Raw genomic sequence first — 24,608 nt, forward strand, 5'->3', positions numbered from 1 at the left:
TCAAGGATCCGTCTGACGGACCCCTCCCCCTTGGTGTCGACCTCGAGCTCGATTACGTGGGCGCGCGCCCGTCGCGTCACTTGGCGCGTCACTCCACGGCGACGGCGACGCGCGAGACTTCCGCGCCGCGAACCACGTCGATGCTGGGCAGGCTCGGCCCCGCCGGCGCGCGCCGCACCACGCGCGGCTGCTGGACCCGTACGACCTTGACCGGTTCCGGCGCGGACGCCGCTCCCAGCCGCAGGTCGCCCACCCGCACGGTGCGCACCGCTTCGGAGGGCGAGGTCGCCATGGCGTCGGCGGTGCCGCGCAGCGACAGCGACAGGGTCCCGACCTCCGCCGCCAGCGCCAGGCGCTGGGCCTGCTCGGGCGCCACTTCGATGGTCGCGGCCTTGGCCACGACCGGATCGTTCTTGTTCTCATTGGCGAGCTGGTCGACCGCCAGCACCCGCACGCCCTCAAGCAGCACGTCGGTGCGCATGTTGGTCCGCTCGCCCCGGTCGCCTTCGGTGCGGGTCACCAGCACGTCGACGAAGTCCCCGGGCAGGACGAAGCCGGCCACGCCGACCACGTCGTCCACGCGGATGGTCACCGCGCGCTTGCCGGCGTCGATGGCGCCCGACAGGGTCGCCCGAGCGCCGGGTCCGGAAATGCGCGAAGCCAGGATCGGCTCGTTGGCCGCGATCGGCCGCAGCGCCACGCGCGGCGAGCCGGTGGTCAGTTCCCCGACCGTCTTGAAGGCGCCTTCGGGTTGCGCGCCGGCCGGCCAGGCCTGGGCGCGCAGGAGTTCCGGCTTCAGGGTTTCCCCGAACTCGATCGGCCGAGACGCGACCACCACGACCGTCTGGTCCAGTTGCGTCGACGGCGCCGATTTGGCCGCGGTAATCGTCCGCACGCCCCAAACGGCCGCGAGCCCCAGCACGAGGGCCACCGCCAACAGTCCCAGTCCAATAGCGCGCATGAGCCGTCCCCCCCTCCAAGTCCGTGAGATCGAGCGCAGGCGGACGGCCGCGAGGGCCGTCCGCCGCGAACCGGATCAGCCGATCAGCTGGCCACGGTGAAATTGGTGTTGAGGTTGGTCCAGGCGGTCGAGACCTTGCCGCCGACAGCGCTGATCATCAGCACCGCAGCCACCGTGATCAGACCGATCAGCAGCGAATACTCGACCATGCTGGCGCCGCTCTCGTCGTCGCGCAGACGCTGCAGATAGGCCTTCGCGTCGTTCATCGCGGCCGTGGCCTTCACGTAAGCTTTCAGAAGCATGCGAACCTCCTCCAGGTTTTGAAAAGTACGGAGACCAGCGAAGCCGCCCCCCACAGTCCGACAGGCACGCCTGTCACGGTCGGCCTCGCCGGCTGACAGCTCGACCGTGGCACGGTCCAAGTCGGAGATTTTCGGCACGGCCACGCTTCCGGCGCCGCGTGCCGGGGCGCCAAGGTTAAGTATTCCTGAAGAAACGTTGCTTTCTGCCCGCCTGCGCCGCGAGATTTAGAATCCGCGTTGCGGAGAGCGCGGCGCGAAAATTCAGCTTTCGCGGAACGAAAGCTTGGCCGTGACGTTGAGGAGACCGTGTGCGGGATAGGGGGTCTCGAGATGGACAGTGCCCCGTTCGCGTCTCCACGCTTACCGACGTCGCCGTTCGCGATGGACATGGTCGCCGAGGCTCCGGCCCCCGCGCCGAAGTCCGCGGGCGCCATCTTCGATCGCGCGGCCTTCGCGGCCGCGGCCGCGGCCCTGATGGCCGGCGGGCCGCACGCCCGCGTGCTTCAGCGCGGCTGGCGCGAGACGGGCGGCCGGGTGGTCTTCGAACACCGCGGCCCGCACGGACGCATCGCGGTCTCGACCTCGGCCCCGGACGCCGCGGCCGCCTGGGCGGACGTGGAAGAGTTCAGCGCGCTCACGCTCGACGCCCTGCTCGCCGTCGACCTGGCCGCGCGGGTCGACGCCGAAACGGTGCTGCAGGCCAAGGCCTACGGGCGCTGCGGGGACGAGCGCCGCGCCTTCCGCGCCCAGGTCGACGCCGAGCTCGACCGGCTGCGCCGCCTGCGCCTGCAGATCGAAGGCGCGACCGAGATCCGCACCCTCGCCGATTTTCTGCGGCCGGTCCCCGCCGCCGTCAGCCCCCGCCGTCCTCCGGACGGTCCGTTGCGCTTCGATCACCGCTCCAACCGCGGGGCCGACGTGCTGGCCAAGAAGCTGGCGGTGTGGCTGTCGCTGCAGGAGGACGCGGAAGCCCGCAAGGCGCGCCAGGTGCGCGCAGTGCTGGCCGCCATCGGCGAGCTGCCCGTCCACATCGGCGAACGCGGCGCGCGCAGCGGCCGCTTGGCCGACCGCTTCGACGAGGCGCTGATGCGGCTTGAGGAAGCGGGGCTGAGCCGGCTGCGCTATCGCGGAGAGAGCGCCTGCGCCGGCGACCGGTCGCGGGGCTGGATCACCCGCTGGTTGCGCCAGACGGTGGTGATCGAACCTCAGCCGGGGATGGCTGCGCCGCAGACACCCTTGCGCAGATCGGTCCTGAGCTGAGCTCAGCCGCACTGCGGCCGCATGCCACGGCGCGATCCGGGGTTGAGCCCGGATCTGGCCACATCTGAGACACACTCGGACGGCCCACTGCCGGTCCGCGTAATTCTGAAGCAAAATCAGAGATTTGCGACAGGGTGACGCGACGTAGACCGGAATAACAGAGGGGACGTTTTCCTTGTCTCAAGCCACCGCCTACGAGCAATTCATGCTCGAACTCGTCAACGCCGAACGCGCCAAGAAGGGCGCGCAACCCCTGGCGTTCGACGGCGATCTGAACGAAGCCGCCGAGACCCACAGCCAGTGGATGATCTCGACCGACACATTCTCCCACACCGGCGCCAACGGCTCCGACGCCGGCGCCCGAATGACCTCGGCCGGCTACAACTTCTCGGGCTCCTGGGCCTGGGCCGAGAACATCGCCTACGCCACCACCCGCGCGCCGGCCGGCCTGCAGGACGAGGTGCAGCTGCTGCACACCAACCTGGTGAACTCGCCGGGCCACTACACCAACCTGATGAACCCGACCTATCGCGAGGTCGGCATCGGCTTCGAGACCGGCGACTACGGCGGGCGCGACACCGCCTTCGTGACCCAGGACTTCGCCAAGACCTCGACCAATCCGTTCCTCACCGGCGTCGCCTTCGACGACAAGGACGGCGACCACTTCTACGACGTGGGCGAGGGCCTGGCCGGCATGACCGTCACGGCCAAGAACGTCTCCACCGGCGTGGTGAAGACGGCGACGACCGAGACCGCCGGCGGCTACGACATGGACCTGGGCGCCGGCACCTACTCGGTCACCTTCTCGGGCGGGGGCTTCGACCCGTTCACCAAGCAGGTGACGATCGGGACCGACAACGTGAAGGCGGACTGGATCGACCCGACCGCCGGCGCCTCCACGCCGACGCCGACACCCACCCCGACTCCCACGCCCACGCCTACTCCGACCCCGACGCCGACCCCGACGACCATCACCGGCACCGAGACCGCCAACACCCTGGCGGGCACCGCGGGGAACGACGTCATGAAGGGCCTGGGCGGCAACGACACCCTGGGCGGCAAGGCCGGCGACGACCACCTGGACGGCGGCGCGGGCGGCGACTTCCTCTACGGTGACGCCGGCGCCGACACCATCCTGGGCGGCGACGGAAACGACTGGATCTACGGCGGGGCCGGGGCCGACTCCCTGAGCGGCGGCGCCGGGCGCGACACCTTCGTGTTCGACGCGGCCTTCGCCGGCGCGGTCGACAAGATCACCGACTTCTCCTCGGTGGACGACACCATCCGCCTGGACGACGCGGTGTTCACCGGCCTGCACGGCGGCGGCCTCGTCTCCTCGGCCTTCTGGGCCGGCGCGGCGGCGCACGACGCCACCGATCGGGTGATCTACGACAAGGCCAGCGGCTCGCTGTGGTTCGACGCGGACGGCACGGGCTCCATCCAGGCCGTGAAGTTCGCTGAGGTGACGCCCAATGCGACCGTGACCTGGTCGGACTTCTTCGTGGTCTAAAGCGATCGCGATACGCCTGTGAGGGGGCCGGCGCGTCGAAGGGCGCGCCGGCCCTTCTTGCGTCAGACCTTCACGATCCAGCCGCGCCGCTGCATGTGGCTGAGCGGCCACCAGCACAGGGCCAGGAAAGCCGCGACCGGGATGAGGGCGGCGGCCTGCGGCTCCAGCCAGGGCTCGCCCGCCCGGTACAGCACCGCGGCTATGTCCCAGCCCAGCACGACGGTGGCCAGATAGTGCAGGACGTAGGCGAACACGGCGTTGGCCCCAAACGCGGTCAGGAAACCGGTCAGCGGCCCGCGCAGCCGCCACAGGTCGCAGACCACCACCGTCGCGCCGAGCACCACGAAGGTCAGGCCGGTCGACAGCAGAACGTAGCTGGACGTCCACACGCCCTTGATGAGCGGGAAGAACGGCGCCCAGACCATGCCGCCGACCACCAGCACGACGCCGGCCCCGGTCAGGTCGCGCGCGGCGATCAGCGGCCGGCTCCCCCGCAGCCGCTCGCCGGCGGACACGCCCACCAGGCACTGGGCGATGGTCGGCAGGGTGCTCAGGATCCCCTCCGGATCGAAGCCCAGCGGCCCCTTCTCGTAGACGTGCACGCCCAGCACCGTGCGGTCGATCCAGCCCTCGAGGTTGGCCCCGGCGACGTGCAGGTCGGCCAGGCCGTCAGGCGTAGGGACCAGAAGCAGCGGCCAGTAGAGAAGCAAGGCGAGGCCGGCCAGCCACAGGCGCGTGCGCGGCTTCAGCCGGCGGTACAGCAGGGCCGCGCAGGCGTAGGCCAAGCCCAGCCGCTGCAGCACGCCGAACGGCCGGAAGGCGTTCGCCTGCATGTCGATCATCCAGTAGAGGTTCGACAGGGCCAGGCCGATCAGGACCAGGCGCAGCGTGCGCGCCGCCACGCGTCCGGGCTCTTGCGCCGGCGCTATGCCGATCGACACGCCCATCAGCACGACGAAGGCCGGGAACACCCAGTCGGCCAGGGTGAAGCCGATCCACTCGGCGTGCATCAGCAGCGGATAGACCGGGTCCTTGGCGACGTAGTGCAGGTAGGCCGCCGCGTTGACGACGATCATGCCAACGATCGTCAGGCCGCGGGTCACGTCCAGCGAGACCAGCCGTTCAGCCGGGCGCGCGGCAGGTGTCATCAGGCGGGCTGCAACAGGCCGCGCAGGGCTTCGGCCGCGGCCTCGGCCGAGGGGCCCAGCACCACGTGCACGCTGTGCGGGGCCGGCTTGACCACGCCGCGCACGCCCAGCGCGCGCACCGCCGCCTCGTCCACCCGCGCGGCTTCGGCCACCTCCACCCGCAGGCGGCTCGAACACGTCGACACGCCGCGCACGTTGCCGGCGCCGCCCAGGGCGGCCAGCAGGCCGGCGGCGGCCTTCGGGTCATAGGCGGCGCGTTTCGGCGAAGGCGCCGGCGCGGCGGGCGCCGCAGCCTTGGCCGCCTGACCGCCCCCGCGCGCGACGGCGGCGCGGATCTCGCCGGCCACCTGGTCGGCGATCGGCCCCAGCACGATCTGAAGCGCCGTGGCCGACGGCTTCACCAGGCCGCGCGCGCCCAGGTCCTTCAGGGCGCCGGCGTTGACCGCGGACTGGTCGACCACTTCCAGGCGCAGGCGCGTGGTGCAGGCGTCGATCGAGGTCAGGTTGGCCGCCCCGCCCAAAGCACGGACGAACTGCTCGCCGCGCGTGCCGGTCAGGACCGGCGCCTCGGCCGCGACCGCCTCGTCGGGCTCGCGACCGGGGGTCTGCAGCTTGAACACGGCGATGCACAGCCGGAACAGGCCGTAATAGGCGGCCGCATAGGCCAGGCCGACCGGGATCAGCAGCCAGCCGTTGGTGCCCTTGCCGAAGCTCAGCACGTAGTCGAACGCCCCGGCCGAGAAGCTGAAGCCCAGCCGCACGTTCAGCAGGTCCATGATCACCATGGACAGGCCGGTCAGCAGGGCGTGGATGGCGTAGAGCACCGGCGCCAGGAACATGAAGGTGAATTCGATCGGCTCGGTGACCCCGGTCAGGAAGGAGGTCAGGGCCATGGACAGCAGCATGCCGCCCACCGCCTTGCGCCGCTCGGGGCGAGCCGCGTGGTACATGGCCAGGCACGCGGCCGGCAGGCCGAACATCATCACCGGGAAGAAGCCGGTCATGAAGGCGCCGGCCGACGGGTCGCCGGCGAAGAAGCGGCCGAGGTCCCCGGTGGCGCCGTGATAGTCGCCCAGCACGAACCAGGCGAGGTTGTTGATTATGTGGTGCAGGCCGGTGACCAGCAGGGCCCGGTTCAGCACCCCGTAGCCGAACAGGCCGATCTCGCCGGACTCCAGGACCGTGCGGGAGAGCTCGTCCATGCCGTGCTCGACATAGGGCCAGCCGAAACCGAACGCGGCGGCCAGCAGCAAGCCGGCGAAGCCCGACGCGATCGGCACGAAGCGCCGGCCGCCGAAGAAGGCCAGGTAGTCGGGCAGCTTGATCTCGCCGTAGCGGTTGTACAGCCCGCCCGCGATCAAACCGGAAAGAAGCCCCAGCGGCACCGACAGCTTGCCGATCGCGCCGTCTTTAAAGGCGGCCTCGGTCAGGCCGCGGAACTTGTCGGCCACGTCGGCCGTGACCTCCGGCGGCACGGCGATCAGCACCTTGGCGCCCTGGGTGGCGACCAGATAGCCGACCGCGCCGGCCAGGCCCGCCGCGCCGTGGTTCTCACGCGCGAAGCCGACCGCGACGCCGATGGCGAACAGCAGGCCGAGGTTGGCGAAGATCGCCTGACCGGCGGCGCTGATGAAGGCGATGTCCAGCAGATCGGGCTGGCCCAGGCGCAGCAGCAGGCCCGCCACCGGGAGGACCGCAATGGGCAGCATGAGCGCCCGGCCGAGCTTCTGGAGACCTGCGAGCGGAGATTTCATAGTCAGCTCCTCAGACGCGCTCGGCGATCGCCGGCCAGGTCTTCAGCACCAGGGCCCGCACCTCGGCGGCCGAGGTCAGGTCCAGGGCTCGCGAGGCGACCGCGCGGCAGTCGCTGGCGCGCAGGTCGCGGATCACCGCCTTCAGCCCGGGGACGGCCGAGGGCGCGGCGGAAAGCTCGGTGACGCCCAGGCCGATCAGGATCGGGGCTGCGACCGGATCGGAGGCCAGGCCGCCGCAGACGCCGACCCAGCGGCGGTTGCGCGAGCCGCCGTCACAGGCAGCCTTGATCAGGCGCAGCACGGCCGGGTGCAGACTGTCGAGCTGTGAAGCCAGCTGCGGGTGGCCGCGGTCCATGGCCAGCACGTACTGGGTCAGGTCGTTGGTGCCGATCGACAGGAAGTCGGCCTCGGCGGCCAACTGGTCGGCCAGCAGCGCCGAGGCCGGGGTCTCGACCATGATGCCCAGTTGCGCCGGCTCCTTGCGGCCGATCTGGGCGCGGATCTCGTCGAGCATGGCGCGAACGGCGCGCAGCTCGGCCAGCGAGGCGACCATCGGCAGCATGATCCTGCACTGGCCGACCGGGCGCACGCGCAGGATGGCGCGCAGCTGGGTCTTCAGCAGGTCGGGGCGGTGCAGGCCGGTGCGCACGCCGCGCAGGCCCAGCGCCGGGTTGTCCTCATGCGGGAGGGGCAGGTAGGCCAGCGGCTTGTCGCCGCCAGCGTCGAGGGTACGCACGATCAGCGGCCGGCCGGCGAGGCCCGTGGCCACCGCCTGGTACTGGGCGAACTGCTCGTCCTCGTCGGGCGGGGTGGCGCGGTCGAGGAACAGGAATTCGGTGCGCAGCAGGCCGCAGCCCTCGGCGCCGCCCTCCACCGCCGCGGCGGCTTCGGACGCGGCGCCCAGATTGGCGAACACCTCGATCCGCGCGCCGTCGACGGTCACGCAGTCCTGCCGGGCGGCGGCGCGCTCGACCGAACGGCGCTCGGCGTGAGCCCGCACCAGGCCTCGGACGGTCTCGACCTCGTCCTTGGACGGTTTGAGGTGCACCACGCCCTTGGTCGCGTCCAGGATCACCGGGGCGCCCTCGGCCACGTCCATCACGCGCGGGCCGGCGGCGACCACGGTGGGCACCCCTTGCGCGGCGGCCAGGATGACCACGTGGGCGGTCGGACCGCCGCGCGCCAGGCAGATGCCCGCGAGCCGGCTGAGGTCCAGCCCCACGAATTGGGAGGGCAGCAGGTCGTCGGCGATCAGGACGGTTTCGGGCGGCAGGCCGGGGCCGGTCGGGACCTGGTCGCCGGCCAGCACGGTCAGCACCTGGCGCTCCAGGTCCAGCAGGTCGCCCACGCGCTCGGCCATACGCGCGTCGCCCAGAGCCTTCAGCGCCTCGGCCTGGGCGCGCACGGCCGCGCGCCAGGCGAAGCCGGCGCTCTCGCCGCGCTCGATGCGGGCCTGCGCCTCACCCACGAGCGCCGGGTCGTCCAGCAGCGCCAGATGGGCGGCCAGGATGTCGGCGCGCTCGCGCCCGCCCTCGGCCGCAGCGGCCTCCAACCGGCGGCGCACCACGCCGCGGGCGCGGGTCAGTTCGGCGTGTTCGCGCCCAGCGCCCTCGCCCTTTTCGGCCACGGCGATCTCGGCCTGGACGAAGCGCACCGCACGACCGACCGCCAGGCCCGGCACGCCGGTGACGCCCATGGCCCGCGTGGGATCGCCGTCGTCCTTCACCGCCAGGGCCACAGGGGCGGCCGGCGCGGCGTGGGCGGCTTCGCCCATGCCCGAGCGGATCAGTTCGGCGAGCGCGTCGACCGCCGCGGCGGCGTCCTTGCCGCGGGCCGAGACCACGATCTCGTCGCCCGCCTTCACGCCCAGAGCCATCAGGGCCACGACGCTGCGCACGTCGGCGCGGCGGCCGTTCGCCGAAATGGCCGCCTCCGCCGCGAACCGGCGCGCACAGGCGCCCAGCGCCGCCGCCGGGCGGGCGTGAATGCCGTGCGGCAGAGGGCAAGCCAGGGTCTGACTGAGCTCCGGGCCCTTGGCGTCGGCGGCCTGCGCGGCGCCCGGTTGGGCCAGGCGCAGTTCCATCAGGAAGTCGCCGACCGCGCCTTCGCGCCCGTCGTCGCGGCGCGCCACCGAGAACAGCTCGCCGTTGGTGATCACCACCGGGGTCAGAAGGCTCTTGGCCTTGCGGGCCAGCAGGTCGAGGTCGAAGGAGAGCAAGCGATCGCCCGCCTTCACCGCCTGGCCGTCGGCGACGTGGGCCTCGAAGCCCTCGCCGCCCAGGGCCACGGTCTCCAGCCCGACGTGCATCAGGATTTCGGCGCCGTTGGCGGCGCGGAGCGTCACGGCGTGACGGGTGCGGGCCACCGACACCACCTCGCCGTCACAGGGCGCGTGCAGGGTCGAGCCGGTCGGGTCGATGGCCAGGCCGTCGCCCATCATGCCCTCGGCGAACACCGCGTCCGGCGCCTCCGAGAGCGGCGCGACCCAACCTTTAAGCGGAGCGGAGAGGATCAGGCTGGACACGTGGTTCACTCCGGAGCGGTCAGCGCGTGGCGGGCACGAGCTGGATCCAGCCGATCGCCCATAGCGGGTCCACGCTCTTCGCCGTGTAGGTTATGCACAGGTCGTGGCGTCCCGCACGCGGCGTGATCGGCGCGGACGGCAGCTCGGTCACGCCGGCGTTGGCTGTGGCCGGCTTCAGCGGAAGGACGGCGATGCGCTCGCCCTCGCAGCTGTCCAGCCGCACCTCCAGCTCGCCCTCGGGGGTGGCGGGCGGGCGGAACCTGATGGCGTCGCGGTCCTTGCCGATCTGGAAGTTGAACGGCAGCGAGCTGACCGCGGCGGAGATCGCCTTGATGTCGGAGAGGTCCGCGCCTTCCCATTTCCAGCACGGCTCGATGATGTCGATCACCAGCGGCTCGCGCGGGCCGGTCACGGGACCGTCGTCGTCCAGCGACAGCACCAGCTTGGCCGAGCAGGTCTTCAGCTCGTCGTCCTGGCGGCGGCGGACCGACAGGGCGTCGAAGGTCTTCTCCACCGGCCTGGACAGCTGGCGGCCGTCCTCGAAGGTGGCCGCGCGCACCCGCGCGCCCAGCGCCAGGTCCAGCGGGCCGGCGTAAAGGGCCGAGGCCTCGGTCGGCTCGGACCCGTCGAGGGTGTAGCGGATCTCGCCGCGGCCGACCTGGTTGGCCAGGCTCACCTTCGTGCGCCCGGCGGTCCGGTCGAAGGCGTCGGTGAAGCGGACTTCCCAGGCCGCGTCGGCGGCGTTGATCCCCAGCGCCTCGTACCGGCCCATCTGGGGGACCAGGCGGTCGAGGAAGCCGTTCCAGTCGCGCTTGTCCGCGCCCGACCAGCCCAGCTCGGCCACCGCGGCGGCGCGCGGGAAGAACATGTAGGCGGCGCGGTCCTCGGTGCGGACGTGCTCGGTCCACAGGTTGGCCTGGAGGCCCAGGATGTGGCCCTGCTGGTCCGGGGTCAGGGCGGCCGGGGCCGGATCGAAGTCGTAGACGGTCTTCAGATCGATCAGATTGCCGCGGCCGGGCGGCTCGTCGCCGGAGTCGCTCTGGCGGTTGTCGAAATACAGCGTCGGGGCCGGCGCCAGCACCGCGTCGTGGCCGGCCTTGGCGGCGGTGATCGCGCCGTCGATCCCGCGCCAGGACATGATGGTCGCGTTCGGCGCGACGCCGCCTTCCAGGATCTCGTCCCAGCCGATCAGGCGCTTGCCGTGGGCGTCGAGGTACTTGCCGACGCGCTGGACGAACCAGGACTGCAGGGCGTGCTCGTCGCTGATCCCGAGCGCCTTCATCTGCGCCTGGACGCGGGGCGAGGCCTTCCACTGGTCCTTCACCGCCTCGTCGCCGCCGACGTGGACGTACTCGCCGGGGAACAGGTCGATCACCTCGCTGAGCACGTCCTCCAGGAACGCGAAGGTGGCGTCGTCGACGTTGTAGAGGTTCGGATAGACGCCCCAGTCGCTCATGCCCGTGGTCGGCGCCTTGCCGTCCACGCCCAGCGCCGGATAGGCGGTGATCGGCGCGGTGGCGTGGCCCGGCATCTCGATCTCGGGCACGATGGTGACGTGCCGCGCGGCCGCGTAGGCGACGATCTCGCGGACCTGGTCCTCGGTGTAGAAGCCGCCGTACAGGCGCGGCCGACCGGTGGCCGGGTCGATGTCGTTCGCGGGGCCCTGACCCGCCGGCACGCGCCAGGCGCCGACCTCGGTCAGCTTCGGATACCTCTTGATCTCGAGCCGCCAGGCCTGGTCGTCGACCAGGTGCCAGTGCAACGTGTTGAGCTTGTGCAGCGCCATCGTGTCGATGAAGCGCTTCACGAACTCCGGCGACTGGTAGTGGCGCGCCGAGTCCAGCATCAGGCCGCGCCAGGCGAAGCGCGGCGCGTCGTGGATGCTGGCGGCCTGCAGGGTGACGGCGTCGGCGCGGCCTTCGGTCTGGGTCAGCAGCTCCCACAGGCTGACCGCGCCGTAGAACAGGCCCGCGTCGTCGGCGGCGGAAATCTCCACGCCCTTCGGCGAAATGGCGAGGTCGTAGCCCTCGCGCGCGCCCTGGGCGCTGCGGCGAAGCACGATGGCGCCCGCGCCGGGCGCACGGCCCTCGCGGACCGTCAGGTCCAGGCCGCGCGTGCGGGCCAGCAGATCCTTCAGGTAGTCGGCCGTCGCGCGGGCGCCGGCGTCGCCGGTCGGGACGACCAGGACCGTGCCGTCGCGGACGGTGAAGGCGCCGGCGGCCGGGGTCACCGACAGCGGCGCGGGCAGGATGGCGGACGCCGAGGCCGCTTCAGGGCCGGCCGGCGCGGACGCGGGGCCCGCTTGGGCCAGCGGGGCGTGGGCGCAACCGGCGAGGAGGGCGACGACGCTCGCGAGGGCCGCCACGGCGCGGGCGGACGAGGAAGAGGTCTGACGCATCGCAGGATCCTGGACGGCTTTGCCGCGACGATCCTCGGCGATTCCCGGGCCGGCGCGGAAGAAGAAGCGGAGCGACTGGCGCTCCGCCGAGGATTGCCCAGAGGGAAGAAACGAAAGCCGGGCCCGCGCTCGCGCACGGGCCCGGCGGTACGCTTAGAAGTTGACGCGGGCGCCGACGTAGAACACCCGGCCGTTCTTGTAGAAGGCCCGCGGGCGAGCCTTGGTGCGGGAGTAGAACTCCAGCGTCTCGTCCGTCAGGTTCTGAGCGTCGAACGTCAGGGCGATGTTTTCGGTGAGGTTGAGGCTGGCCGACGCGTCCAGCGACTGAGTGGCTTCGCTGTTCAGCGGCGCCGCCCGGTCGATGTCCACGAAGAACGCCGAACGGTAGTTGTAGGCCAGACGGGCGCTGACGCGCTCGTTCTCGTAGTAGCCGGTCAGGTTCAGCGAGTGATCCGAGTTGCCCGGGATCGGGTCGCCGTTCAGGGCCTCGGCGTCGGAGTAGGTGTAGTTGGCCTGCACCCCGAAGCCGTTCCAGACCGGCTGCTGCCAGCTGATCTCGATGCCCTGGTTACGACCGCCCGAGCCGTTGCGCGGCCGGGTGATGTCGAAGTGGCAGTTGTACTGGTTGCCGCTGATCAGCGTACAGCGCGACATGTCCGGCGTGTTGGTCTCCACGCGCTGGATCTCGTCGGTGGTCTCGTTGATCAGGTACGACTGGATGTCCTTGTAGAAGGCCGACACGGCCAGCAGGGACTCCTTGCCGTAGTACCACTCCAGCGACGCATCGAACTGCGAGGCGCGGTACGGATCCAGCTCCGGGTTGCCGCCTGTGCCGGTGTAGATCGACGGGGTCAGCGACACCTGCGGGGCGATCTTGGCGTAGTCCGGACGCGCCATCACCTTGGCCGCGGCGAAGCGCAGCACCAGGTCGTCGGTCAGGTCGAACGCGATGTTCAGGCTGGGCAGGATGTCCAGGTAGGAGTTGTCGAACTCCACGCGGGTGATGTCGCCGAAGGCGTTGTCGGCGCCGCCGCCGGCGCCCACCGCCCAGCCCTGCGCGGTCTGGTCGGTCTGGACGATGCGCACGCCCACGTTGCCGCGGTAGCCGTCGCCCTCGAACTCGCCCATCACGAAGCCGCCAAAGGCCTTTTCGGTGATGGTGTAGCTGTCGTTCGGATACATTTCCGAGAAGTCCGTGCCGGCCGGCAGGCTCGGCGACCACGGAGTCAGCGGCTTGCCCAGGATCAAGGCGCGCAGGGCGGCCGGATTCACCTGAGCGTAGGCCGACAGCACGCCCGGTCCGGCGATGCCGTCGAGGTAGTCGCTGGGCGTCTGGCTGCCGGCCACGTCGGCCAGGCCGCAGGCGTGGGGCGGGGTGCCGCACGAACCGCCGGCCCACGGGTAGAGGGTCGGATAGCGCCCGACGATGTGCGAGGTCTCGCGCTCGTGGTTGGTGTACTTCAGGCCCGCCTTGACGGCGACGAACGGCCCGAAGTCGACCTTACGCTCCACGTCGCCGCGGGCGTAGAACTCGGAGTCGTTGTTGACGATGTTGTCGAAGGCGGCCCAGCCCAGCTCGTTCAGAGCCGCCGGGTCGGTCGGGTCGATGTCGGCGAAGCTGACCCGCGGAACGCCTTGGGTCAGGTCGAAGCTGACGCCGGTCTGGGCGATGGTCTCCCAGAACGACTGAGCTTCGGTCGCGCCCTCGGCGTCGGTGAAGCCGATCTGGCCGTGCAGGGTCCAAAGCTCGTTCGGCCGGAACTTGCCGTCGAGGTCGATCGAGCGCGTCTCGGTGGACGCCTGACGGTCGATGGCGTCGAACACCGCGCCGTAGCCGCCCGCGGTGGCGAAGGTGCCCTTCACCAGGGTGTCGTCTTCAACCTGGGCGCCCGTGAGCACCGCGCCGGCCCCGACCTTGTTCGAGATCCAGGCCATGTAGTTCTGGTTGAAGTTGTCGGCGTCCATGTGGCTGTAGAGGCCGGTCAGGTTGACGTCGACCTGGTCGTTCGGCCGGAACTGGACCGCGAAGTTCACGCCCTTGCGGTCACGCTCCTGCTGGAAGAACGAGGAGCCGATCAGCGACGGATAGTCGACTTGGCCGATCGCGCCGCCGAAGTTGGCGTTGCCGTAGCCCAGCACCTCGACGCCGTCGCGGCGCAGGTGACGCTTCTGCGAAATCAGGCCGATCATCACGCCGAAGGTGTCGGCCTCGTTGGACCAGCTCAGCATGCCGGAGAGCTGCGGGTCCCATTCGTCGGCTTTTTCGCTGTAGGCCATCTGGGCCGAGGCGGAGACGGTCAGCGGATCCAGGTCCAGCGGCTTGCGGGTGCGCACGTCCACCGTGCCGCCGACGCCGCCTTCTTCCAGGCTGGCCTGCGGGCTCTTGAACACCTCGACGCGGCCGACGATTTCCGACGGCAGCATCAGGTAGTTGAAGCTGCGGCTTGCGTTCAGCTGGTCCAGGATGAACCAGTCGGCCGTGGCCACGCCGTGGCCGTTCAGCAGGGTCAGGTTCAGGTTAGAGGCGGTGCCGCGGATCGACACGCGCTCGCCTTCGCCGAAGTCGCGCGTGATCGAGACGCCGGTCACGCGCTGCAGCGATTCGGCGACGTTCTTGTCCGGGAACTTGCCCACATCCTCAGCGGTGATCACCTCGACCACGGCGTCGGCGTTGCGCTTGGACTGGATCGACTGCTGCAGCGACGCGCGAATGCCGGTGACGACCACCTCGTCGACATCGCTGGCCTGCTCCTGCGCGAACGCGGGCGCGGCGAAGGCGAGCGTCAGCGCGCTCGCCGAAGCGATCCACATGGACCTGCGGATACCCATGAACCCCTCCCCTGCGGCGGCGTTCGCCGCCTCTCGTTTTTCCGGATCGCGGTCTCGCCGCGTCTCTCCCCTCAGCCCGAACCGATAGCGAACCAATTCAAGGCCAATGCAATACCAATTGCCTTAGCCATTCGCGCTGTCAAGCTTCCGTCACAATTTCCACATGGGTGTGGCGAAAAGGCTTGACGCCAGACCACAAGCAAATTGGTATGGCATTGGTACTGCGCCGCGCCGCCGCCTTAACGGTTAAGCTCGCGAATCGCCGTTCCGCGACCAGGGAGTCCGCTTGTGGCCACGCTTTCCGCCCTCATCGGCCCGCTCGACAGCGAAAGCCGCCTGCCGCTGTACCAGCAGCTGCAGCGGGCGCTGCGCGACGCGATCGATCAGCGGATGATCGGTCCCGAGGACGCCCTGCCGGCCGAGCGGGACCTGGCCGAGGACTTCGCTGTGTCGCGCATCACCGTGCGCAAGGCGCTGGACGGCCTGGTCGACGAGGGCCTGCTGACGCGCCGCCAGGGGGCCGGCACCTTCGTCAACGCCCGGGTCGAGAAGAACTTCGCCAAGATCACCTCCTTCTCGGAGGACATGGCCCAGCGCGGGCGCACGCCGCACAGCGTGTGGCTGCGCCGCTCGGAAGGCACGGTCACGCCGGAAGAGTCCCTGACGCTGGGCCTGTCGCCCGGCGCGCCGGTCTACCGCTTCAACCGCATCCGCTACGCCGACGGCGCGCCGATGTCGCTGGAGTACGCCACCATCCCGGCCTTCGCCCTGCCCTCGCTCGAGGCGGTCGACACCTCGCTCTACCAGGCGCTGGAGCGCACCGGTCATAGGCCGCGGCGCGCCCTGCAGCGCCTGCGCGCCGTTCTGTTCACCTCGGAACAGGCCGATCTGCTGGGCGCACGCCCGAACGACGCCGGCCTGCTGGTCGAGCGCCGCGGCTATCTCAAGGACGGCCGCACCGTGGAGTTCTCGCAATCCTACTACCGCGGGGACACCTACGACTTCGTCGCCGAACTGAACGACCTGTCCTGAGGCGCGGAATGAACGCCATGGCCCCCACGCTGAAGCCCGAAGCGACCCGCATGTTCGCGGAAGCGGCCGAGGCGTCGCGCGTGGTCGCCGGCCAGCTGGCCGACGGCGCGGCCGCCCGGCTGGGCGCGCGCCTGCGCGAGCTGCAGCCCCGCGTGGTGGTCACCTGCGCGCGCGGATCGTCCGACCACGCGGCCACCTACGCCAAGTACCTGATCGAGACCCGCACCGGCGTGCCGACCGCCTCGGCCGCCCCGTCGATCGCCTCGGTCTACGCCGCCGAGCCCAAGCTGGACGGGGCGCTGTTCCTGGCCATCTCGCAATCGGGCAAGAGCCCCGACCTGCTGGCCGGGGCCGAGCAGGCCAAGAAGGCCGGCGCCTTCGTCGCCGCCCTGGTCAATGTCGAGGATTCGCCCCTGGCCGAGCTGGCCGACGCGGTCGTGCCGCTGAAGGCCGGGCCGGAGCTGAGCGTCGCGGCCACCAAGTCCTACATCGCTTCCCTGTCCGCCATCGCCGGCGTGGTCGCCGCCTGGGCCGGCGACGAAGCGCTGGAACACGCCCTGACCGGACTGCCCGACGCGCTGGCCCGGGCCTGGGCGCTGGACTGGAGCCCGGCCGTGGGCCGCCTGGTGGACGCGCGCGACCTCTACGTGGTCGGGCGCGGGCTCGGCTTCGGCGTGGCTCAGGAAGCGGCGCTGAAGTTCAAGGAGACCTGCGGCCTGCACGCCGAGGCGTTCAGCGCCGCCGAGGTCAAGCACGGGCCCATGGCGCTGGTGCAGCCGGGCTTCCCGGTGCTGGCCCTGGCCCAGGACGACGAGACCCGCGAGGGCGTCGCGGCGCTGGCCGCCGAGTTCGCCGCGCGCGGGGCCGAGGTGATCGCCGCCGGCGTCGAGGCGCCCGGCGCGCTGGTGCTGCCGACCGTCGCCGGCCACCCGGCGCTGGAGCCCCTGCTGCGCGTGCAGAGCTTCTACCGCATGGCCAACGCGCTTTCGGTGGCGCGCGGCTTCGATCCCGACCGGCCGCCGCACCTGGCCAAGGTGACCGAGACCTTCTGATGGCCTCAGCCCTCGTCAACGCGCGCGTGCTGACGCCCCAGGGCCTGGTCGACGGCTGCGCCGTGGTGCTGGAGGGCGAGCGGATCAGCGGCGTCGTGCCGACCGCCGACCTGCCGGCCTCCGCGCCGCGTCGGGACCTGCGCGGCGCCCTGCTGGCCCCCGGCTTCATCGACGTTCAGGTCAACGGCGGCGGCGGGGCGCTGTTCAACGACGCGCCCACGGTCGACACCATCCGCACCATCGGCGCGGCCCACCGCCGGTTCGGCGCCACCGGCTTCCTGCCGACCCTGATCTCCGACGACCTCGACAAGGTCGCCCAGGCGCTGGACGCGGTCGACGCCGCCATCGAGGCCGGCGTGCCCGGCGTCCTGGGCGTTCACCTGGAGGGTCCGTTCCTCAGCGCCCGGCGCCGGGGGACCCACGACGACAGCAAGTTCCGCGTGCTGGACGAGGCGGCCTGCGCGCTGATCGCCGCCCCCCGCCGCGGCAAGGTGATGATCACGCTCGCGCCGGAAGCCGCCCCCGCGGCCCTGATCCGCCGGCTCGCCGACGCGGGCGTGATCGTCGCGCTCGGCCACACCGACGCCCGCTACGTCCAGGCCCGGGCGGCGCTCGACGCCGGCGCGCGCGGCTTCACCCACCTGTTCAACGCAATGTCCCAGCTGGGCAGCCGCGAACCCGGCGTGGTCGGGGCGGCGCTGGACGACGAGGACAGCTTCTGCGGGATCATCGTGGACGGCCGCCACGTCGCCGCCGCCACCCTGCGCGTGGCCCTGAAGGCCAAGCGCCACGACCGCTTCATGCTGGTCACCGACGCCATGCCCAGCGTCGGCGGGCCGAAGACCTTCCAGCTGCAGGGCCGCACCATCCGTGTGCGCGACGGGGTGTGCGTCGATCAGGCCGGCGTGCTGTCAGGGTCGGACCTGGACATGGCCTCGGCCGTGCGCAACGCCACAGCCATGCTGGGGCTGCCGCTGGAGGACGCGCTGCGCATGGCCGCGCGCACGCCGGCCGCCTTCCTGGGGCTGGAGCGCGACCTGGGCGAGATCGCATCGGGCCGCCGCGCCGACCTGGTGCTGCTGAACCCGGAGCTCGAGGTGATCGACACCTGGATCGGCGGCCGCGCGGCGTCCGACACCGCCCCTGCAGAGGCGGCCCGCGTCCGTTCATGAGCCGCGCCGTCGTCCTGTTCGGCGCCACGGGCGATCTCGCCCTGCGCATGCTGTTTCCCTCGCTCTACAATCTCGAGGCGGACGGCCTGCTGCCGGACGATCTGAGCGTGCTGGCCTGCTCCAAGCCCGAGCTGTCGGAAGCCGCCTTCGCCGCCCAGGTCGAGGCGGCCGTGCGCCAGCGGGCGGACGGCCGGTTCTCTGAGGAGGCGTGGGACCGCCTGCGCCGGCGGCTGGGTTACTGCGCCGGCGACGCCACCGGGCCGGAGATGTACATCCGCCTCGCCGCACGCCTGGACGGCACGCGCGAGCGGATCTTCTACCTGTCGACCTCGCCCAGCCTCTACGGCCCGATCGCGCGCAACCTGGCCCGCGCCGGCCTGACCGGCGGGCGCAGCCGCATCGTGGTCGAGAAGCCGCTGGGCCGCGACCTGGCCTCCTGCCGCGAGACCAACGACGCCCTGGCCTCGGCCTTCAGCGAGGACCGGATCTTCCGGGTCGACCACTACCTCGGCAAGGAAGCCGTGCAGAACCTGCTGGCGCTGCGCTTCGCCAACGCCCTGTTCGAGCCGCTCTGGAACAAGGTCTCGATCGACCACGTGCAGATCACCGTCTCGGAGACGGTCGGGGTCGAGGGCCGCTCCGCCTACTACGACGACTACGGCGCCGTGCGCGACATGGTGCAGAACCACCTGCTCCAGCTCTTGTGCCTGGTCGCCATGGAGCCGCCGTCCGACCTCGATCCGGACTCGGTGCGCAACGAGAAGGTGAAGGTGCTGCGCTCGCTGCGCCCGATCGCCGGGCGCGACGTCGAGCGCAAGACGGTGCGCGGCCAGTACGGCCGCGGCGTGGTCGAAGGCGCGGCGGTGCCCGGCTACGCCGAGGAGGCCGGCCGGCCCAGCGGCACGGACACCTTCGTGGCCCTGTGCGCGCACGTGGACAACTGGCGCTGGGCGGGCGTGCCCTTCTACCTGCGCACCGGCAAGCGGCTGCCGACCCGCAGCTCGCAGATCGTCATCCAGTTCCGCCAGGTGCCGCACTCGATCTTCCCGTCCGGGGACCTGCTCGACAACCGCCTGACCATCCGCCTGCAGCCGGAGGAGGAGATCTCGCTGCTGCTGATGAACAAGACGCCCAGCCTCGACCAGGCGGGCGTGAAGCTGAAGCCGCTGGCCCTGAACCTCAGCCTGTCGGAAGCCTTCCGCGGCCAGACCCGCCGGCGCATCGCCTACGAGCGCCTGTTCCTGGAAGCGCTGAACGACAACCCGACCCTGTTCGTCCGCCGCGACGAGGCGGAGGCCGCCTGGGGGTGGATCGACGCGGTGGTCGACGGCTGGGCCCAGTTCGGCCCGCCGCCCAGTCCCTATCCCGCCGGCGCGTGGGGGCCGTCGGCCGCCTTCGCCCTGACCGAACGCAACGGGCACAGCTGGTACGAATGATCACCGAACGCTTCTTCGCCCATGCGGACGGCGCGGCCGCGGTGCTCGCGGACGAGATCGCCGAACGGCTGACCGCCGGCGTGGCCGCGCGCGGCGCCGCCAGCTTCGTGGCCACCGGCGGGACGACGCCGGGCGGCCTCTACGACGCGCTCAGCCGCCGGGCCGCGCCCTGGCGCCGCGTCAGTGTCGCGCTCTCCGACGACCGCTGGGTCGAACCCACCGACCCCGCCAGCAACGAGCGGCTGGTGCGCGAGCGCCTGCTGGTCGGCGCGGCCGCGGCCGCCGTCCTGACCCCGCTGAAGACCGCCCACGGGACCCCCGAGGCCGCCTGCGACGATCGAGAAGCCGCGCTCGCGGCCCTGCCCCGCCCCTTCGACGTCTGCCTGCTGGGCATGGGCGTGGACGGCCACGTCGCCTCGCTGGTGCCGGGGGCCGAGGGCCTGGCCGGCGGGCTCGACACGACGGGCCTGGTCTGCGCCGTCAACGCGCCCAGCGCCGCGGGCCGGCCGGAGCGGCTGTCCCTGACCCTGCCGGCCCTGCTGGCCTCGCGCCTTATCGTGCTGTGGTTCCGGGGCGAGGAGAAGCTGCAGGCCTACCGGCGCGCCCTGGCCGGCGGCGACCCGGCCGAGGCGCCCGTGCGCGCCCTGCTGCGCCAGGACCGAACCCCCGTCTGGGCCTGCTGGGCGCCGTGATTCCTACCTGAGCGGAACCCGCCGGAGCGAGTCGGAGTTGTCCAAGCGGGACAGCAAGCGGGAGCAGGGGATGGTCCGGATCACCGCAGGGGCGGGCACGGCCGGGAGCGCCGCCGTGGACACGCTGGTCGACGCTCCGAGGATTGAGGCGCCGGCGTCGGCGCTCGCCCGGCCGCCGCGCGTTTCGGTGATCATTCCCGCCTACAACGCCGCCACCACACTGGACGAGACCCTGGAAAGCCTCGCCACCCAGACGCTGTCGGACTGGGAGGCGGTGGTGATCGACGACGGCTCCACCGACGCCACCGCCGAGGTCGCCGGGACCTGGGTGGCGCGCGACAAGCGGGTGCGGCTGGTGCGCCAAGCGAACGGCGGCGTCTCTGCGGCGCGCAACGCCGGCATCGAGCAGGCGCAGGGCCCCTGGCTGTTCTTCCTCGACGCGGACGACTGGCTTCACCCGCAGGCGCTCGAACACCTGGTCTCGGCCGTCGACGCCCGTCCTGAGATTGGGCTGGCCTACGGCTCTGTCACCCGCGTGGCCCCGGACGGGGTCTGCGACCCGTTCCACTGCCCCGAGAAGCTCGCCGCCGACCCGCCCGGCATGCTCCGCCACCAGAACCAGGTCGCCATCCACGTGCTGGCCTCGCGACGGCTCGTGCGCGAACTGGGCGGCTTCGATACGCAGCTGAAAACCAGTGAAGACTGGGACCTGCAGCGCAAGATCGCCTTCTCCGGCGCCGCCTTCCTGCGCGTGCCCGAGGCGATCTCCTACTACCGCATGCGCGCGGGCTCGGCCTCGATGGATGGTGTCCAGATGCTGCGGGACGCCATGGCCGTGCTCGCGCGCAATCCCCCGCCCTCGCCCGCCCACGCGGACGACATGTGGGAGAACGACGACTTCCGGCTGACGCTTTATGCGATCTGGTGCGCGGCGCTTGAGGCCGGAGCGGGCCGCGATCCGCTAGGCGCGTTCAAGGACGTCGACCTTCGCCTCATCGACGTTTACGCCCACCTGGACGGCGCGGTCGAATGTATGTTCGATGCCGTCCGGACCGGCGGCCGCGTGAGCAAGACCCAGGTCGCGCGCGAATGGGGCCGGCTCGGCCCCGCCCTGGAGCCCCTGCTGGCGCGGCTTCAGCACGACGCCGGGCGCCTGGGCCTGGCGCAGATCCTGCGCTACGCCCTGGAAGAACGCGCCGCACGCGAGCACGACGAGGGCGAGCCGCTGCAGGTCGGCTCTACCCTCTCGGTCCCCCTAGACCTGTTCGAAACCCTGCCTGATATTCCCGCCCCGCCCGGGGTGGACAACGTGCTGCTGCGCATGTCGTCCGGGCCTGAGCAGATCGGCCTCCTGCGCCTGCCGTTGTTCGGTCCGCTGCCGGCACGAGACCTGGCCGACGTCCTCACCCGGTTCTTCCACCGCAAATACTATTTCGAGATCAACCGCACGCTCTCGCGGCCGACCTTCTGGGCCAGCGCCGCCCTGCGGGTTCCGCTCGCGCTGGTCGGCGGCCTGCCCACGCCGGCCGGACTGAAACGGCGACTGAGCGACGCGCTCAAGGCTGCAGGCCACGCCGCGGCGGGCCCGGCCGGACCAGGCGGGCCGACCAGCCTCACCCGGGCGGCCGAGATCGTGGCGGAAGAGGCCCGCGCTCTCGCCCCGACCGCGCCTCTGCGGCCGTGGCCGCGCCCGTCGGCCAAGGCCGCCGTGCTGGTCGAGCATCTTCCGGTGCTGATGTATCACCGCGTCGCCGAGGACGGGCCGGCAGACCTGGCGCGGTATCGGATAAGCCCGGCGAAGTTCGAGGCCCAGCTGCGTTGGCTCCGCGACAACGGCTGGCGGGTGATCGGATCGGAGGACCTGGCGCAGGGGCTCGAGCGCTGGACCGGCTTCCCAGAGAAGGCCGTCGTCCTCACCTTCGACGACGCCTACTGCGATTTCGGCGAGGCGGCTTGGCCCCTGCTCAAGCGCTACGGCGTCATGGCGGAGGTGTTCGTCCCGGTCGACAAGGTGGGCGGGATGTCCGACTGGGACGCCAGCTACGGGCCACCGGCGCCGTTGATGGATTGGCCTAAGATCAAGGCTCTGGCCGACGACGGAGTGATCTTCGGCAGCCATCTGGCGACCCACACCAGCCCCGACGGCCTGTCGTCAGAAGCCTTGTTGCGAGAGGCGACGCGCGCGCGCGTCACGCTCGAGGCCGAGCTCGGCCGTCCAATCCGCTCCATCGCCACGCCTCATGGGGCCTGGGACGAGCGCATCTCCCACACCCTGACCCTGGCCGGGAGCACGATCGTCTACACCACCGAGCCCGGCTTCGTGCGCCTGGGCGACCAGCCGCGGCGGCTGAAGCGGTTTGAAGTGCGCGGCGACCTCGGTCTGGACGCCTTCGTCGCAACCTTGACGTCCGGGATCTGATCACGCGCGGAGACCGACCGACGCGTCTCCGCTCGTCCGGGGCCAAGGCCAGGCACGAGCCCGTGCCCCCGGCGTCGTACGATCCGGTTGTCGACTTCGGGGTCAGACGCGCCGGAGGGCCAGGTCCGAGGGCGCGTCGCCGCCCGCCGCCGCGCCGCGCGCCTTTCGCCCGAGCACGCGGGCCAGGGCTTCGCCCACCATCGGGATCCCGTAGCGCTCGGCGCGCATGCGCCCGGCCCGCCCGAGATCGACGCGAAGGTGCGGATCGTCGGCCAGCCGCGCCAGCGCTTCGGCCATGGCGCCTGGATCCTCGCGAGGGACGACCAGCCCGCCGGACGTGCGCCCATGCTCAAAGATGTCGGGCAGGCCGTGGGCGTCGCTGGCCACCACCGGCAAGCCGCAAGCCATGGCCTCCAGCGGCGCGACCGGCAGGCCTTCGGTCCGCGACGCGATCGCGAAAGCACTGGCCGCCGACAGCCAGCGCCGGACGAAGACGCGGTCGGTGACATACTCGCGGATCCAGGTCAGGTGCGGAACCGCGTAGCCCGCGATCAGGTCGGCCAGGTCGGCGTCCCCCTGTCCGGACCCGATCAGGACCAAGCGCGCGTCCATGTCGGGGCGCGACGCGACCAGCCGTCGCCACGCCTCCATCAAGATGTCCAGGCCCTTGCGGTGCACGTCGATGCGGCCGTGGTTGACGACCACGAAGGCGTCATGCGGCAGGCCCAGCTCGGCGCGGGCCACCGACCGGTCGCCCGCCCGCCACTCGTCGAGATCCAGTGGGTTCGGCACCGCGACGACCTTGTCGCCGTTCAGACCGTAGCGGGCCTTCAGCCGCTCGCGTTCGCGCGCCGAAGGCACGATCAGGCCGGCGGCCAGGCGCAGGGTCCAGGGACGCACCACCCCCTCCACCGGCGAGGCCGTGAGGTCGCCCCCCTGGAAGGTCGCGTAGGTGGGCACGCCCAGCCGCAGGCCCAGGGCGACGAGGGCATCGAAGCGTGCGTACTCGTATTCCTGCACGAGGATGGCGCGGCAACGCTCCTCTTGGAGGATGCGCGCCCAGGCCCGCCAAGGCGTGCCCTTCCAGCGGCGAAGGCTCTCCCGGTTCGGCGCGGGCGCGGCGGCCTCGCCCGGCCGGACGGGCGGCACCGCCCAGATCGGCGCGCCGGTGCCGGCGTGGACCAGGCGGGTCGGCTCCGACACCGCGCCGGACACGCAGACGATGATCGGCCGCCAGCCGGCCTGCTGCAGGCCCGCGACGTAGCCGAACAGCCAGCCGCCGGTCATCTTCTCGGCGAAGTCGTCCAGGACGAGGCCGATCGGGGCTAGGAACTCCTCGATCGGGTCGCCCCAGGGAAAGATGGCGACGCCTGGGCGCGTATCCGCGGTCATGCCCGCTTCCACAGATAGGCGGTCTCGGTTCCCGGGGTGGACGGCTGGTGGAAGACGTAGCCCAGGAAGGTCAACGGCGCCGTGAGCAGGTAAAGCAGCCGGCGGAGCTTCCAGGGCAGGCGTGAGAACGCGAGGTCGTGGAAGAAGGCGGTGACCGGATTGATGAAGCTGGCCGACGCCGCCGGCGGACCGCCGAACAGGCCTTCGAGGTCCTCGCGCGCATACCCGCGCCGGACATGGCCCCACTCGGCCATCAGCTCGCCCTCGGTCCGACAGACCCCGCGCATGAAGCCGTAATAAGGAAACCGCCAGGTGTGGTTCGGGGTGGACACCAGGATGGCGCCCCCCGGACGGACCACCCGAAGCGCCTCGGCCGCCGCCTGATGGTCCTCCGGCACGTGCTCGAGCACGTCCAGCAGGGTCACGGCGTCGAAGGAGCCGGCGGGGAACGGCAGGCGCCGGGCGTCGCCGCAAACGAACCGGGTCGTGGCTTCGGACTGGCCGGCGAGGCCCGGGTCGATGTCGACCGTAATCACCTCGGCGTCAGGGTAGAGCATGGCCGCCAGGCCGCTGCGGCCGCCGCCGATCTCGAGCACGCGCTTGAGGCCGTGCTCCGGGGCGATCCGATGGACCGCGCGCATCTTCTCCCGGTAGAACAGGCCGTCGGTCAGCCCTTTCGGAAACGGATTGCGGGCGAGGAACGAGCCTAATGCGGCCTTTCGCATGG

The 24,608-nt window shown here is 71.5% G+C and carries 17 protein-coding genes and 1 pseudogene; 8 read left to right on the forward strand and 10 right to left on the reverse strand.

The features are described from left to right. Positions 1-88: 88 nt before the first annotated feature. The gene (gene cpaB / locus H8B08_RS11770; RefSeq protein WP_187450394.1) at positions 89-961 is read right to left on the reverse strand and encodes a Flp pilus assembly protein CpaB; all 873 of its coding nucleotides are present in this window, start codon (positions 959-961) and stop codon (positions 89-91) included. 83 nt (positions 962-1,044) lie between these two features. Continuing rightward, positions 1,045-1,263 carry a Flp family type IVb pilin gene (locus H8B08_RS11775; RefSeq protein ID WP_222934441.1) on the reverse strand — a complete coding sequence of 73 codons (219 nt, stop codon included), beginning with the start codon at positions 1,261-1,263 and terminating at the stop codon, positions 1,045-1,047. A 387-nt stretch (positions 1,264-1,650) separates the two neighbouring features. Here H8B08_RS11775 and H8B08_RS11780 point away from each other — a divergent pair, with 387 nt between their 5' ends. Both H8B08_RS11780 and H8B08_RS11785 read left to right on the forward strand, forming a co-directional pair. After that, positions 1,651-2,523 (forward strand): hypothetical protein, encoded by an 873-nt coding sequence (locus H8B08_RS11780; protein WP_187450395.1) that lies wholly within the window; start codon positions 1,651-1,653, stop codon positions 2,521-2,523. Between the two features lie 205 nt (positions 2,524-2,728). After that, the gene (locus H8B08_RS11785) at positions 2,729-4,033 is read left to right on the forward strand and encodes a CAP domain-containing protein (RefSeq protein ID WP_222934442.1); all 1,305 of its coding nucleotides are present in this window, start codon (positions 2,729-2,731) and stop codon (positions 4,031-4,033) included. A 62-nt stretch (positions 4,034-4,095) separates the two neighbouring features. Here H8B08_RS11785 and H8B08_RS11790 read toward each other — a convergent pair whose 3' ends face one another. From H8B08_RS11790 to H8B08_RS11810, 6 genes and pseudogenes are all read right to left on the reverse strand, one after another. Continuing rightward, a complete protein-coding gene (locus tag H8B08_RS11790; protein ID WP_187450397.1) occupies positions 4,096-5,181 on the reverse strand; it encodes an acyltransferase family protein in 1,086 nt (361 codons plus the stop codon). Continuing rightward, positions 5,181-6,935 carry an N-acetylglucosamine-specific PTS transporter subunit IIBC gene (gene nagE / locus H8B08_RS11795; RefSeq protein WP_187450398.1) on the reverse strand — a complete coding sequence of 585 codons (1,755 nt, stop codon included), beginning with the start codon at positions 6,933-6,935 and terminating at the stop codon, positions 5,181-5,183. The genes H8B08_RS11790 and nagE overlap by 1 nt, the downstream gene beginning before the upstream one ends. Before the next feature lie 10 nt (positions 6,936-6,945). Continuing rightward, entirely contained in the window at positions 6,946-9,018 is a 2,073-nt protein-coding gene (gene ptsP / locus H8B08_RS11800) for a phosphoenolpyruvate--protein phosphotransferase (RefSeq protein ID WP_370545464.1), read from the reverse strand. A 63-nt stretch (positions 9,019-9,081) separates the two neighbouring features. Next, a pseudogene (locus H8B08_RS19590) lies at positions 9,082-9,468 on the reverse strand (PTS glucose transporter subunit IIA); the annotation flags it as partial. A gap of 10 nt (positions 9,469-9,478) precedes the next feature. Beyond that, positions 9,479-11,857: a family 20 glycosylhydrolase gene (locus H8B08_RS11805; RefSeq protein ID WP_187450400.1), complete on the reverse strand. Its 2,379-nt coding sequence runs from the start codon at positions 11,855-11,857 to the stop codon at positions 9,479-9,481. 153 nt (positions 11,858-12,010) lie between these two features. Next, complete coding sequence (locus H8B08_RS11810; protein ID WP_187450401.1) at positions 12,011-14,686, reverse strand: TonB-dependent receptor; 2,676 nt, start codon at positions 14,684-14,686, stop codon at positions 12,011-12,013. 288 nt (positions 14,687-14,974) lie between these two features. On the opposite strand from H8B08_RS11810, the gene H8B08_RS11815 reads away from it, so the two are divergent. The 6 genes from H8B08_RS11815 to H8B08_RS11840 all read left to right on the forward strand — a co-directional run bounded on the left by H8B08_RS11815 (position 14,975) and on the right by H8B08_RS11840 (position 22,489). Next, entirely contained in the window at positions 14,975-15,718 is a 744-nt protein-coding gene (locus H8B08_RS11815) for a GntR family transcriptional regulator (protein WP_370545460.1), read from the forward strand. An 8-nt stretch (positions 15,719-15,726) separates the two neighbouring features. After that, positions 15,727-16,770, forward strand: a complete 1,044-nt coding sequence (locus tag H8B08_RS11820; protein WP_255500800.1) for an SIS domain-containing protein — start codon at positions 15,727-15,729, stop codon at positions 16,768-16,770. Beyond that, positions 16,770-17,942: an N-acetylglucosamine-6-phosphate deacetylase gene (gene nagA / locus H8B08_RS11825; protein ID WP_187450402.1), complete on the forward strand. Its 1,173-nt coding sequence runs from the start codon at positions 16,770-16,772 to the stop codon at positions 17,940-17,942. Before H8B08_RS11820 ends, nagA begins: the two co-directional genes overlap by 1 nt. Beyond that, positions 17,939-19,378: a glucose-6-phosphate dehydrogenase gene (gene zwf, locus H8B08_RS11830; protein ID WP_187450403.1), complete on the forward strand. Its 1,440-nt coding sequence runs from the start codon at positions 17,939-17,941 to the stop codon at positions 19,376-19,378. Before nagA ends, zwf begins: the two co-directional genes overlap by 4 nt. After that, a complete protein-coding gene (pgl, locus tag H8B08_RS11835; protein ID WP_187450404.1) occupies positions 19,375-20,070 on the forward strand; it encodes a 6-phosphogluconolactonase in 696 nt (231 codons plus the stop codon). Before zwf ends, pgl begins: the two co-directional genes overlap by 4 nt. A gap of 70 nt (positions 20,071-20,140) precedes the next feature. Continuing rightward, entirely contained in the window at positions 20,141-22,489 is a 2,349-nt protein-coding gene (locus H8B08_RS11840; protein WP_187450405.1) for a glycosyltransferase, read from the forward strand. Between the two features lie 102 nt (positions 22,490-22,591). Here H8B08_RS11840 and H8B08_RS11845 read toward each other — a convergent pair whose 3' ends face one another. Both H8B08_RS11845 and H8B08_RS11850 read right to left on the reverse strand, forming a co-directional pair. Next, entirely contained in the window at positions 22,592-23,881 is a 1,290-nt protein-coding gene (locus H8B08_RS11845) for a glycosyltransferase family 4 protein (protein ID WP_187450406.1), read from the reverse strand. Continuing rightward, a complete protein-coding gene (locus tag H8B08_RS11850) occupies positions 23,878-24,606 on the reverse strand; it encodes a class I SAM-dependent methyltransferase (RefSeq protein WP_187450407.1) in 729 nt (242 codons plus the stop codon). Before H8B08_RS11850 ends, H8B08_RS11845 begins: the two co-directional genes overlap by 4 nt. Positions 24,607-24,608: the final 2 nt, after the last annotated feature.

It is taken from the genome of Caulobacter sp. 17J80-11, from assembly GCF_014349105.1.
GTDB lineage: Bacteria > Pseudomonadota > Alphaproteobacteria > Caulobacterales > Caulobacteraceae > 17J80-11.

Bases quoted from the DNA above. Each gene is read 5' to 3' on its own strand.
- cpaB (WP_187450394.1), bottom strand. From the start codon at position 961: ATGCGCGCTATTGGACTGGGACTGTTGGCGGTGGCCCTCGTGCTGGGG.
- H8B08_RS11775 (WP_222934441.1), bottom strand. From the start codon at position 1,263: ATGCTTCTGAAAGCTTACGTGAAGGCCACGGCCGCGATGAACGACGCG.
- H8B08_RS11780 (WP_187450395.1), top strand. From the start codon at position 1,651: ATGGTCGCCGAGGCTCCGGCCCCCGCGCCGAAGTCCGCGGGCGCCATC.
- H8B08_RS11785 (WP_222934442.1), top strand. From the start codon at position 2,729: ATGCTCGAACTCGTCAACGCCGAACGCGCCAAGAAGGGCGCGCAACCC.
- H8B08_RS11790 (WP_187450397.1), bottom strand. From the start codon at position 5,181: ATGACACCTGCCGCGCGCCCGGCTGAACGGCTGGTCTCGCTGGACGTG.
- nagE (WP_187450398.1), bottom strand. From the start codon at position 6,935: ATGAAATCTCCGCTCGCAGGTCTCCAGAAGCTCGGCCGGGCGCTCATG.
- ptsP (WP_370545464.1), bottom strand. From the start codon at position 9,018: ATGGAACTGCGCCTGGCCCAACCGGGCGCCGCGCAGGCCGCCGACGCC.
- H8B08_RS11805 (WP_187450400.1), bottom strand. From the start codon at position 11,857: ATGCGTCAGACCTCTTCCTCGTCCGCCCGCGCCGTGGCGGCCCTCGCG.
- H8B08_RS11810 (WP_187450401.1), bottom strand. From the start codon at position 14,686: ATGGGTATCCGCAGGTCCATGTGGATCGCTTCGGCGAGCGCGCTGACG.
- H8B08_RS11820 (WP_255500800.1), top strand. From the start codon at position 15,727: ATGAACGCCATGGCCCCCACGCTGAAGCCCGAAGCGACCCGCATGTTC.
- nagA (WP_187450402.1), top strand. From the start codon at position 16,770: ATGGCCTCAGCCCTCGTCAACGCGCGCGTGCTGACGCCCCAGGGCCTG.
- zwf (WP_187450403.1), top strand. From the start codon at position 17,939: ATGAGCCGCGCCGTCGTCCTGTTCGGCGCCACGGGCGATCTCGCCCTG.
- pgl (WP_187450404.1), top strand. From the start codon at position 19,375: ATGATCACCGAACGCTTCTTCGCCCATGCGGACGGCGCGGCCGCGGTG.
- H8B08_RS11840 (WP_187450405.1), top strand. From the start codon at position 20,141: ATGGTCCGGATCACCGCAGGGGCGGGCACGGCCGGGAGCGCCGCCGTG.
- H8B08_RS11845 (WP_187450406.1), bottom strand. From the start codon at position 23,881: ATGACCGCGGATACGCGCCCAGGCGTCGCCATCTTTCCCTGGGGCGAC.
- H8B08_RS11850 (WP_187450407.1), bottom strand. From the start codon at position 24,606: ATGCGAAAGGCCGCATTAGGCTCGTTCCTCGCCCGCAATCCGTTTCCG.